Source organism: Prevotella communis (assembly GCF_022024115.1).
In the GTDB taxonomy this organism is placed as follows: Bacteria; Bacteroidota; Bacteroidia; order Bacteroidales; family Bacteroidaceae; genus Prevotella; species Prevotella communis.
Window position 1 is genome coordinate 2844246 of record NZ_CP091792.1, and the last position, 12880, is coordinate 2857125.

The following is a 12880-nucleotide window of genomic DNA, read 5'->3' on the forward strand; positions in this document are numbered from 1 at the left end:
ACGTTTTAATTCGAACAGACTTATTTCGAATGCATCAACCGACCGTCGCTGGTAACCCCGGCGGCGGTCATTCGTATGCGGGTCTCCTTACCGTTATTATAGAATGTGGCAGTGAAACGTCCTTGTTCATCGGTCACGGCATTGGGATTCCAGTAGAGGGTGCGACGATAGTCTACTGGCTTCTCATCGAGCGCGCGATTGCTATAGTCGGGCTGATAGAAATCCTCAGCCATATTGAAGCCCCTGAATACAATATGACGGTCACGGAACGATGGTTGCACGCCATCATTGGGAATTGTTTCCATCTCCACCGTAGCGTCAGCCAACAGGCTGCTGACTACCATTGTGGAGTCTTCCGTACGGGGTTCGTAGTCAGAGAACACACGAATATTCTGCAGGCGCTTCAACTTCAGTTTCTTATAGAGCGACTGTGAGGTGCGATTAGCACGGAAGATACCGGCCTTCTCTGCATCTGAAGCACCATTCGTAACAGGGGAATAGTTACGATAATAAGTTGAACCGTCAATACGTCCATCAACATTGAACTTCACATAGCGGTTCATATTTCCATACAGATACTTACATACCTGTACAGGGAACTGGCGCATATCCAGTTTACCGAATGAAAGTCCGCGATCGGTAACCTCATTGTAAAGTTCATAGGCATCCATCACGAAGGCAGGCTTTTTCCAGTCAATAGCCCTGCGGCCACGGCGACGACCTTTCACATTAATATTCTGCAACTGATGCACATCATTCTCCATAGAGAATTCTGACACAGTATCAATTAGCATCTCGTCAGTATATTCCGGCTGGTGCTTCTCGTAATAGGTATAGTCATGAGTGTACATGGGGAAGAACAACTCACGCTTCACATAGAAATCGGGGAAGGCATCCTCGTCCAGGACCTTCGAATCCTTTCTGGCCATCATACTCTTCTTGATAGAGTCGTTCTCCTTATAGGCTTTCATATTCAGATAAGCACTGCCATAGAATGGGGGCACGTCAAAAAGGAAATGTCCTCCCTCTGTCTTCTGCACACCGCCAACAAAGACACCACCAACAGAAAGTTCAGCCTCTATCAGCACCTCATGCCGCAGATTGCCATGATTCACGCCCAGGTGATCATTGGCATTACCGATAGAACCATATTCAAAAGTCGAAGCTGACGTCCAGGTATCTTCCATGTCGGGAATCTCGTCCGTAGATGACAACAGGGCATCTTCGCTATCAGTATTATCCCCAAAAGGATCAACGGGGTCTTGTTCTTCTGCAGCCTTACGTCCCAGCACACCTACGCCATCCTGCCAGTTGAGTATTTCGTCGGGTTCAACTTCATTCAAGCTTAGCATCTTATAGACATAGCCTTCTATCGTCATACCTTTTTCCGGCTGATAGCGCATCTGACGAGCCGTATCACTCAGTTCCGCCCAGTTATACTTACGCCAGCCCTGTACCATCATCAGCAGATCCAGATGGCGGCGGTGCAGAGCATCATCACTCTCAAAATAATGGGCAGGGTAAGCTATAAAACCTTTCAGCTCACTGGAAAGGAGCAGGTCGGTCATAATATTACCGTCATTATAGGTTGGCTCGTCCGTATTGGTATCAAAGATGGAAAGTGAGAATACCGTGGGTTCTGTCGTTGCAGCCAACTGCACAGGGATATCTACCTTCTCATAAGGCTGATAGGTATGGGTGGGATCGATCTCTGCTGTGACGATATTTCCATCATTCTCATGACGATTAACAAAGAACAGGCGGTCTGCCAGAATCTGACCGTTGCTGTCAAAGATGGTCAGGTCATTCACGCCAGTAGACAAGGAATCGATGGGAAGAGTGATTCTGGTTGTACTAGTTAAACTAGTTGAACTAGTCGTACTAGTAAACCCTGTGATACCTGTAAAATACTTCAGCTTTCCCCTGCACAGCACAGAAAGGCCATACTCACACTCAGGAAGCAGCTGACGCATATGAATCGTGACCTGATTATCCTCCAGTTGTATGGCAACGCCCTCCTTTTCAGCCTTTGGCAGACTGAAGCTATATTCTTTGTCATGGAAGGTAAAACGGGCCTTAAGGCGCTTGTCTGACGGCGTCACCGTAAAGGAGCCACGTCCCATATACTCCGTCTTGATTTCCATATCCGGCATACCATCGGCACTAAGTGTACCCGTGATATTGGCTGCCTCTCCATGCTGGTTGACGGCTTCGAAAGCCACACGGTTTTCCACGCCCTGTATCAGATGGCCACCCTCGGGGTAGAATGTTACAATCAGGTCTTCCTTCTTCTGCTTAGGAATACGGGTCTTAGGACGCTGGTACATACTGCGCACATCATAGTCGCCAGCCTCCTCTGGTTTACTGTATATAGGAAACACACGCGAATAGAGGCCGTCCCATACACGGAAATAGTCGGCAGCCATCTGCTTATTATAGAACGACCAGGTCTCATCCCTACGATAACGATGATGACGCACATTGAAATTGAGCATCCAGCGGGTATAGGCGCGTAACTCATAATAACCAGAATAGAGCGAGTCACGCAACGTGAACTGTCCGCAGGTATACCCCTGAGAGTTGATGATAATATTCTGACGCTCCACAACCAATCCGTCGGGCGACAACAGTTCCACATACAAAATACGGCTCATATCGGTGGGCTGCAGATTATCAGCCCTCACGACATAAGCCTTATACCATAGTGTGTCACCAACGAAATAGCACTGGTTATCCGTATGGACAAACACCTTTTCCTGTATCTGCGAAACCGACGAATGTTCTAATGCCTGACGGATATCATCAATACCACCTGCATACGACCTGACAGCCGTCAAAGAAAGCAATAGGATAGAGAGTAGTAATTTAGTCATTGTGCACATCTTTTATATGAATGACGAAAAAAGGCCAGTTTCGTTTAACCAGCCTTTTCAATTTTTATGATTTTAATTTAAAGGAATGTTCAATGCTATTCAACTCTTCCACGAAAGCCTTGTCCAACTTCATGCGCTGCTCGATAGCTGAGCAACTGTGAATCACTGTAGAGTGATCACGGCCACCAATCAGCTGACCGATACGTGATGCTGGCATCTTCGTGTATTTCTGAGCCAGATACATTGATACCTGACGCACCTGCACATAATCGCGCTTCCGACTCTTACTGAGCACATGCTGCTGAGAGACGCCAAAGTGCTGACATACCTTTTCCAGGATATCATCAATGGTAAGGGGATGATTGTCCACCTTCACGGCACGCTTGATAACGCGCTCAGCCAGGTGCATGTCAATATTAGAGTTATAGACAATACTGTAGGCCATCAGGGAATTGAGCACACCCTCCAGGTCACGTACAGAACCGTTGGCTGTCTGGGCAACAAACTGGATCACCTCCATAGGAATCTTCAAGCCATCACGACGGCACTTTGAATTCAGAATATCCACACAAAGCTGCACGTTAGGTTTCTCAAGCTCTGCAATCAGACCACAAGAGAAGCGGGTGAGCAGACGGTCCTTCACGCCAACCAAGTCCACAGGGGGACGGTCACTTGCCAGAATAATCTGCTTGCCAAGGCGGAACAGATGATCGAAGATGTGGAAGAAGGTATCCAAAGTCTTGGGAGAATTAACCCATTCCTGAATATCATCAACAATCAGCACGTCAATGGTCTGATAGAAGTTAATGAAATCATTCGTGGTATTCTGACGCACAGAGTCCGTGAACTGTACCTGGAACAGACGGGCAGAGACATAAAGCACACGCTTCTGCGGATACATACGCTTGCACTGCACACCAATGGCATTGATCAGATGGGTCTTACCGCAACCGGAAGGACCATAGATAAAGAATGGGTTGAAGGTCGACTTACCCGGATGCTCTGCGATAGACAGACCTACCGTGCGTGGCAGTTTATTGGAGTTTCCCTCAATATAATTATCAAACGTCTTCTTGGGATCCAGCTGAGGATTCAAGTTCTGGGGCACGGCTGCATCAAGAACCGTAGGCGACTTATTGCCACGTGTTGTTGGACGGGGTGCCTCGATATCACTGGGTGCATCACTCTCCCACTCCTGATTCTTCTTATTCTCCTTGTCGGTAACCAAACGGTACTTCAGACGCACATTAGCCTTGAAACTATTCTGAAGTGCCCACGCCATCAGACGCACGTAGTACTGCTCCAAGTATTCGTAGATATACGGACTTGGAACCTGCACCAATACGGTCTTCTCTTCCTCGTCGTAAGACTCGAAGACGATTGGCTCGAACCACGTTTTAAAGATCTGCTTCGTGACGTTCTGGCTGATGAGATGCAGGCAGTTGTCCCAAAGCGCCTTATGACTATTTTGCATCTAGGCGTTATTATTTTTTAGTTGTTTACTATTAAATTCGCTATTCCTTAATGGCAAGATTATGACTTGCGAGTGCAAAGTTCGCAAAAAAAATCGAAACCTGCAAATAGTTAAAAAACAGATAATGTGTGTACAAATAACGTAACTAGCTATATTTAGGGTAATTATAGTGTTTCACGCTTTTTCGTCAAGAAAAGGCCTTGTGGGATATAAAGTACCTATTTTTCAATTAGTTACAAAATAGCAAATGGGCGTTTCCGCCCATTTTACTATTTAGACAAAATTAAATTTACCTGTCTTTTCTGCCAAAAATAGAGAAGTGTACATAGCGTTTTGGATGCAGTCTCATATCCATCAGCAATGAATCAGCACTACGCATCGTAGCATTCATGTTGTTATAGAGACCCGGATCACGCATCAGCAATCCAAGTGTACCTTCATTACTGTTCAACTTAGCCGTGGTCTGCTCCAGGTTACCCACAGCACGGTCTACCTTCTGCATCGTGGCTCCAAAATCCATCTCATTCAACTGACGGGTCACGCCCTCTGTATTTGTAAGCACACCATCCACCTTTGCCAGCATCTGGGGCATCTGATGGTTCAACTGTGAAGACAACTGGTTCAGTTCATTGGTAGTAGAACCAAGATTTGTCGTAATCTGATCCACGTTATGGACAGAACGCGTGATTGCAGAATCATGCAACAAAGTATTCAGTGCGGCTAGAATAGAATCCAACTTGGGCAACATGACTTCTACCTGAGGTATCATATCTGCAGCCTTATCCATCAATCCACTGGCCATACCACCATCAATGGTATCACCTTTTTGCACCAAGTCAATAGGATTGGGGCCGAACTTCAGTTCCAATTTCACATTTCCAAGCAGGTCACTTGAGATTTCTGCTTTAGTGCCTCTCGGCAACATCAGGTTCTTGTCGAGCCCCATAACAGCAACGATATTGTTTGGCTGAGAATAGTCGTACAGGACTTTTTCCACCACGCCAACTTTATAACCATTAGCATAGACGGGACTAGAGGCCGACAAGCCACTAATATCAGAGAAACGTACATAATACTTATCTGCAGAAGAGAATATATTGAGTCCCTTCAAAAACTGCATGCCAGCAAACAGAATGACAATACCTACGATAGCAGCCAATGCTATTTTTACCTCATTTGTCAAAAATTTCATAGCCGAATATTTTATTAGATTTCTTACTTCTTTTGTTGTGACTCTCTGATGGCCTTCTGGGTATCCATCTTCTCACCATTCTTGAAAGCCACTATAAATGCCTGAGGGAACACCTTTACCACTTGTGCACGGAGCTGTCTGACTTCCGCATAACTCTCCGTAGAGCCCACAGTATATTTCCAGAGTCCACCCTCCTGGTAACTGTCTACGCCATCCAATCCCTTGAAACGGGCATCTCCCGCCTTAATCCTGGTATTGCTTGCCAGGAACTGAACCTTGAAGACAGGCGCAGCAACGGCTACCGTCTTGACGGTATCAGCTTTTGCAGGCTGTGCCGGCTTTACAGACGTCTTTTTTTGTACAGGCTGTTCCTGTTTGACTGGAGCCTCCTGCTTGGCTGGTGCATTCTGCTTAACAGCAACCTCCGGTGTTTCTGCTGGCACAACAGGTGCTTCCTGGACCTCCTGCTTGACGGGTGCTTCTTCCTTTACGCTTTGCTCAGGAACTTCAGGCTCCTCCACCTTTACCGGCATAGGCTGATGGGTAGCCCTGGCCTTGTATTCCACGAAAGCCTGATAGATACCGCGTCCCATGGCCTCCTGATTACTTGGAGCATTCAGATAAGCCTCTTCCGATGGTGTCGTAATATAACCCAATTCTATCAGGCAGGCAGGCATTGATGTCTCACGTAACACAAGGAAGGCATCCTGCTTCACGCCCTTATTGGGACGATTAGCCGTGCGGCAGACATTCTTCTGGATTCCCTTTGCCAGTTCAACACTCTCCAGCATGTTCTTATCGTTGAGCACCTCAAACATGATATAGCTTTCAGGTGAACGGGGATCGAAACCGGAATAATGCTGCTGATAATTATCCTCAATCAGGATCACATCATTCTCACGCATAGCAGCACTGAGTTTCTCGCCTGAGCGACGCATACCCATGGTATAGGTCTCCAGACCCGAGATAGGTTTCTTGCTGGCTACAGAGTTGGTATGTATACTGATAAACACGTCAGCCTTATTCCTGTTGGCAATAGCGGCACGCTCATGCAAAGGGATAAACACATCCGTCTTACGTGTATAGATGACCTTCACGTCAGGACAGTTCTTCTCCACATAACGTCCAAAAGCCAATGCCACCTTCAGGTTGATGTTCTTCTCATACGAGTATTTTCCAGGAGCACCTGCATCCTTACCTCCGTGGCCGGCATCAATCACTAGCGTAAATGGACGTTTCGCCGCAAATGAAGTCACGGCGAAACAGCATATCAACAATAGAAAAACATAAAATTTTCTACTCATACTTTATAGAATCAACTGCAAAATTACGGCTTTTTTGCGAAAAACCCGACAATCATTACAGAGTTTTATCATTTATTAAATGTACACTGACTCCAGCTCCTGCAGAGTCAGCCCCCATGGGTGGATTCAGTTTCGTTAATGTCAAGTCTACAGACTCAGCCAGGGGAAATTCCTTGAAGACAGCCTTTCCTATACGGCCCACCACATGTTCCAATAAGCTTGAAGGACAAGCCATCTCCCGTTTCACGAGTTCAAGCAGCAGGGCATAGTTCAACGTGTCTGAAACGTCATCAGACTCCATCGCCTTATATATATTATAATGTACGCGCAAGGAGACGGAATACTCGCCTCCCACCCTACGCTCCTGTTCCAATACGCCATGATAGGCATAGAGGCGTACATCATTCAGGAATATACTACTCTCCGACAGCTTCATTCGTCTTGCGTATCATCAACATCGCTACTGCCCGGTGCATACTTCTTCAAGGCACGCTCCACGCCGTTTTTCCAGGTATTGATACTCTCTGACTGCAACTGCAGCGAGCCAACCAGCTTAATCACATGCTCTATAGGCATCCTGTAACGCAGCACGCCACTGATCAGTTTGGCATAATTCCAGTATTCAGGATTGAATTTCTCCGACAAACCCTCTACCGTAATCTTATAGCCACGGGTATTCTCAAACTGGAAGTCATAACGTTTAGTGCCATCAGGATTTGTCTGCTTGACAATCTTACCCTTAGTCACAGACTTAGGCAGCACGATACCTTCGTCATCATCCTGCAATCCTGTGAAGATTTCGTATGGGTATCCGTCGAGCAGACCAACCAGAGCCACCCATTTCTCCTTGTTGTTCTGGAAACGCACCACGTCACATTCCAGTGCCATAGGACGAACCTCAGTAACCTGAGGGCCCAGGCAAGCACTCAGATTTCCAACAGGTTGTATATCACGGAAATGCTCTCCCAAGCGTTTCATCTGTTCCTCCGTAACGGGTTTCTTACAGCCTTGTTCACGTTTCAGCAGTTCACTAACCAGACGTTCCTCGCCACCATAGGCAGCTACCAACGCCTGAAGTATTGCGTCGCTCGACGTATTTTTCTGTGTATCCATTTTGTTGCTTTATCTATATCTTGACATTTTTATTGCTGCAAAGTTACTATTTAGTGGACACAAAACAAAGAAAAATAAACCTAATTTTTGTTTTGCGTCCGTTTTTTCGTACTTTTGCATCCAAATTAAGCACCAAAAAGACTTGGAACAGACAACGATGGAACTAAACGAACTGATTACCTCCATAAATGATGCCGTATGGGGCTATGTATTAATCTTCGCACTTGTAGGATGTGGAATATGGTTTACATGGCGTACGCGCTTTGTACAATTCCGCATGGTGGGCGAGATGATACGCCTGCTGACAGACTCGGCAGTAGATACCATAGAGGATCAGACACGAGGAAAGAAAGACGGAGAGTCAGGCAAGCGGAAGCATATCTCCTCATTCCAGGCCTTTGCCGTTTCTGTAGCCACCCGTGTAGGCACTGGCAACCTGGCAGGCGTAGCTACAGCCATCGCCATTGGAGGACCAGGCGCCGTCTTCTGGATGTGGATTATTGCCTTGGTAGGCTCTGCCACCGCCTTCGTAGAATCAACCTTGGCCCAGCTGTTCAAGCAGAAACACAAAGACTCGTTCATTGGTGGACCGGCATACTATATCCAGCGGGGCCTGCACCAGCGATGGATGGCTGTGCTGTTTGCCATACTCATCACACTGCAGTTCGGACTATCCAACAACTCCATACAGGCCAACACCATCTGCGGCGCCATGCAAGAAGCTTTCGGCTGGTCCCCCGTCTGGGTTGGAATCATACTGGCTGTTCTCGGCCTGTTCATTGTCTTTGGCGGCATCCAGCGTATCGCTCATGTCAGTGCGGTACTGGTACCCGTGATGGCTATTGGCTATGTGGTATTGGCGATTGTTGTCATCGCCATGAATATCAACCTGATTCCCCACGTCTTCAAGGTTATCGTACTTGATGCCTTTGGCATTGAACAGATTGCTGGCGGCGGTATTGGCGCAACCATCATGAATGGTGTCAAGCGCGGTCTTTTCTCCAACGAGGCTGGTGAGGGCAGTGCTCCCAACGTGGCTGCTACCGCAACGGTATCACATCCCGTCAAGCAAGGCCTCATCCAGGCATTGGGCGTCTTCACGGACACACTACTGGTATGCTCATGCACGGCATTTATCATCCTGATAAGCGGACTCTATAACGTCCCGGAACTCAACGGCATCGCACTCACACAGTCAGCCCTGCAATCAGAGGTAGGCAGCGCCGGTCCCGTCTTTGTAGCCATTGCCATCTTCCTGTTTGCCTTTTCAAGTATCATTGGCAACTACTATTACGGTGAGGCCAATATCCGTTTCATCACCCCTAACACGAAAGTGATGACAACATACCGTATTTTCTCTGCAGGCGTGATGGTCATATTCGGTGCTTTGGCCAGTTTCGAACTGGTATGGAATATCGTTGACTTCTTCATGGCCTTCCTCACGGCCTGCAACCTCATAGCCATCGTGCTCCTGGGACGCTATGCCTTCCGCCTGCTCGACGACTATCGCAACCAGAAGCGCCAGGGTATTAAAGAGCCTGTATTCCACAGGGAATTACTACCTGAACTGGAAAAAGAACTTGATTGCTGGGAATCATAAATAAAAGATATCGATATGAAAAACTTACTCACACGACGCAGCATTCGCAAATACAGCGAGAAAGAGGTCAGCGAGGAACTGCTGAACCGATTAATGAATGAGGCTGCACGCACACAGACCATGGGCAACCTGCAGCTCTACAGTGTAGTCATCACCCGCTCCAACGAGATGAAAGCGAAGTTGGCGCCTGCCCATTTCAACCAGCCTATGGTGACCGAGGCGCCTGTCGTACTCACCATTTGTGCTGATTTCAACCGCACTTCCACCTGGGCACGTTGTCGTAATGCCAACCCTGGATACGATAACTTCCTGTCGTTTATCAATGCTGCCACTGATGCACTGCTCTACACGCAGACACTCTGCAACCTCTTTGATGAAGAGGGACTGGGCTATTGCTACCTGGGCACCACCGTCTATCAGCCGCAACAGATTATCGACGTTCTGCGTCTTCCCCAACTCGTCATGCCAGTAGCCACCATCACTGTTGGCTGGCCAGCCGAAGAGCCTCCCCTCTCCGACCGTCTGCCACTAGAGAGTTTCATTCACCAGGAGACCTACAACGATTATCTGGCTATGGATATTGACAGATACTATGCTGCGAAGGAGGCTTTGCCTGAGAACCAGCATTTCGTGGAGATAAACCACAAAGAAACACTCGCACAGATCTTTACTGACATCCGTTATACCCGCAAAGACAATGAAGCTATGTCGAGAGGACTCATCGACGCCCTTATTCGCCAAGGTTTCCTTCCCCGCACCATAAAAATAGGGCACTTCTGATTGAAGCGCCCTATTTTTTTATAGATTATCTATTCTTAATCCTCAACCACAATAGGCTTGTACTTTGGCACAAGACTCTTCATGATGAACCAACCGATAAGGTAAGCCACAGCACAGATGCTGAATACTACCATGTAAGCAGCAGGTTTGCCTTCAAAGCCCATGACGGTGAATGCACTGCCCTGACTTGAAGCCCAGTCGAAGAACTCACCAGAACCTTTATTGATAGCAAAAGAACCAAGGCCACCGGCCATAGAACCAATACCTGTAATGGTTCCAATAGTTGACTTGGGGAACATATCACCGATAGTAGAGAAGAGGTTGGCAGACCAAGCCTGGTGACCAGCGCCAAGGATACCAATCAGGATAGCAGGCCACCAGGCGCTATAAGCACCGAGAGGCTGTGCAAGCAGTCCCAACACAGGGAAACAAGCAAAGATCAACATGGCACGCATACGACCCAGATAAGGATTCATACCACGCTTCTCTACAAAATAGGTAGGCAGATAGCCACCACCAATAGACACGACCGTCACGATAGCATAAAGCGTTAGGATAAGCAGAATACCCATCAAAGAGTCTGAGGTATAGCCATACTGGTCAGAGAAATAGGCGGGAGCCCAGAACAGGAAGAACCACCACACACCATCTGTCATCAGCTTACCAACGATAAATGACCATGTCTGCTTGAAGGTGAAACACTTCCAGAACGAGATTGTCTTCTCCTCTTTTGCCTCATGCTTATTCTGCACCTCGGCAATGTCATTATCCTGCTCGATATAGTTGAGCTCAGCCTGATTCACATACTTGCTCTTATGAGGCTTCTCGTAGAGCCACATCCAAAGGCCCATCCATACGAAGCCCAGCACACCGATAATAATAAAGGCCATCTCCCAACCCCAGGCACGAGCCAGCAAGGGAATCGTGGCTGGTGCAGCCAGTGCACCTACAGAGGCACCACTATTAAAGATAGAGGTAGAGAAAGCACGGTCTTTCTTGGGGAAATACTCTGCCGTCACCTTGATAGCTGCGGGGAAGTTACCAGCCTCACCCAGCGCCAGCACCATACGACAGGCCAGGAACATATACATGGAGATGGTTGCCAGCATCACAGCAGCATCACCGGTCAGCTGACCCAGTTCTGCAATAGACGTATAGCCACCCCATTTCATGGCAGCCCAGCCACATCCGGCATGCATGCAGGCACCCAGTGACCACACGAAGATGGCAATAAGGTAACCCTTCTTGGTACCCATCCAGTCAATAAACTTGCCTGCAAAGAGATTTGCAATGGCATAGAAGATTGAGAAAGCCGCCGTGATATTACCATAGTTGGAATCAGTCCAGTGGAACTCAGGCGAGATAAAGTCTTTCCACGTCAGGGAGAGAACCTGACGGTCCATGTAGTTTACGGTTGTTGCAAGAAACAACAAGCCACAAATAACCCAACGGAAGTTGGACATTTTTGTTTTTGTTAAAGCGCTCATTTTTTTATAATTTAGTTTTTTAGCCCTTTCAAAATTCCATTATCGGATATCGATAACGGGAATATTGTCCTTATCATTATAATACAGGTTCTCGCCAGCCATACCCCAGATAAAGGTATAGTAATAGGTACCTGCAGCAGCATGCATTGACCACTCCGGACTCATGATAGCCTGATCGTTGTGCAACCATACCACACGACTCTCCTCTGGCTGGCCCATGATATGAGCGATGGTCTGTTCCTGAGGCAGGTTGAAGTAATAGTAAGCCTCAATACGGCGTCCGTGAGTATGAGGAGGCATCGTGTTCCAGGCAGCACCGGGGTTCAACTGTGTCAGTCCCAACTGCAGCTGACAGGGACCTTCCTCCAGCACATCATTCACAATCAACTTATAAACAGTACGGTTGTTGCACTCCTCCAGAGAACCTACAGGTCCCCATACGGCAGCTTTCAGAGAACCCTTACGTCCGTCAAGCGTAATCCATTGTGTCTTATAGTGCTGATGAGCAGTGGCCGAGTTCAGATAGAACTTTGCAGGTTTCTTGGCATCCTTTGAACGGAAGAGCACCTCCTTGTTCACATCCTTACCCTTGCCGATATGACCACGGCCAATGTAAAGGGCTTCTTTGGGAGAGAGTGCATATTCCTTGCCGTCAACGATAACGAAGCCATCACCCTCACCACAGTTCACGATACCAATCTCGCGATTGTAGAGGAAATATTTCTCCTTGATGTTATTATCCACATCAAGACCCAGTTCCCAGAAGTTCTCCAGCTTCAAGGTCTTTGTCACAGGCATGGCACCACCAAAGATAAAGCGGTCGTAGTGTGAATAGGTCAACAGGATAGAGTCAGCCTCCATCACCTTCTCCATCACGAAACGCTCACGAAGCATCTTCGTGTCATAGTGCTTCACATCCTCAGGATGACATGCCGTTTGGAACTTCACGTGTTGTGCGCCCACAAATCTGTCAGCTTCCTGTGCATTGGCAGCAGAAAGAGAAAGAGCAATAGCCCCTGCAATTGAAAGAAATGCTTTTTTCATCATATACATTATA

At 47.5% G+C, this 12880-nt stretch carries 9 protein-coding genes and 1 pseudogene; 2 read left to right on the plus strand and 8 right to left on the minus strand.

Annotated features, from left to right (window positions below; genetic code table 11):
- Positions 1–20: 20 nt before the first annotated feature.
- The 6 genes and pseudogenes from L6468_RS11860 to L6468_RS11885 form a co-directional block, all read right to left on the minus strand.
- Positions 21–2873 (minus strand): hypothetical protein, encoded by a 2853-nt coding sequence (locus L6468_RS11860; protein WP_237793400.1) that lies wholly within the window; start codon positions 2871–2873, stop codon positions 21–23.
- Positions 2874–2937: 64 nt separating this feature from the next.
- On the minus strand, positions 2938–4347 hold the full coding sequence (gene dnaA / locus L6468_RS11865) for a chromosomal replication initiator protein DnaA (protein WP_091818483.1): 1410 nt from the start codon (positions 4345–4347) through the stop codon (positions 2938–2940).
- Positions 4348–4636: 289 nt separating this feature from the next.
- The gene (locus L6468_RS11870) at positions 4637–5539 is read right to left on the minus strand and encodes an MlaD family protein (protein WP_237793401.1); all 903 of its coding nucleotides are present in this window, start codon (positions 5537–5539) and stop codon (positions 4637–4639) included.
- Between the two features lie 23 nt (positions 5540–5562).
- Complete coding sequence (locus L6468_RS11875) at positions 5563–6843, minus strand: N-acetylmuramoyl-L-alanine amidase family protein (RefSeq protein ID WP_237793402.1); 1281 nt, start codon at positions 6841–6843, stop codon at positions 5563–5565.
- 55 nt (positions 6844–6898) lie between these two features.
- Positions 6899–7279 (minus strand): dihydroneopterin aldolase, encoded by a 381-nt coding sequence (folB, locus tag L6468_RS11880; RefSeq protein WP_237793403.1) that lies wholly within the window; start codon positions 7277–7279, stop codon positions 6899–6901.
- 38 nt (positions 7280–7317) lie between these two features.
- Positions 7318–7764, minus strand: a pseudogene (locus L6468_RS11885) (adenosylcobalamin-dependent ribonucleoside-diphosphate reductase); the annotation flags it as partial.
- Between the two features lie 349 nt (positions 7765–8113).
- Here L6468_RS11885 and L6468_RS11890 point away from each other — a divergent pair.
- On the plus strand, positions 8114–9556 hold the full coding sequence (locus L6468_RS11890) for an alanine/glycine:cation symporter family protein (RefSeq protein WP_091818510.1): 1443 nt from the start codon (positions 8114–8116) through the stop codon (positions 9554–9556).
- 15 nt (positions 9557–9571) lie between these two features.
- A complete protein-coding gene (locus L6468_RS11895) occupies positions 9572–10336 on the plus strand; it encodes a nitroreductase family protein (protein ID WP_237793404.1) in 765 nt (254 codons plus the stop codon).
- 35 nt (positions 10337–10371) lie between these two features.
- On the opposite strand, the gene L6468_RS11900 is transcribed toward L6468_RS11895, so the two are convergent.
- Both L6468_RS11900 and kduI read right to left on the minus strand, forming a co-directional pair.
- Positions 10372–11823 (minus strand): MFS transporter, encoded by a 1452-nt coding sequence (locus L6468_RS11900; protein WP_237793405.1) that lies wholly within the window; start codon positions 11821–11823, stop codon positions 10372–10374.
- Between the two features lie 39 nt (positions 11824–11862).
- Complete coding sequence (gene kduI, locus L6468_RS11905) at positions 11863–12867, minus strand: 5-dehydro-4-deoxy-D-glucuronate isomerase (protein ID WP_091818509.1); 1005 nt, start codon at positions 12865–12867, stop codon at positions 11863–11865.
- Positions 12868–12880: the final 13 nt, after the last annotated feature.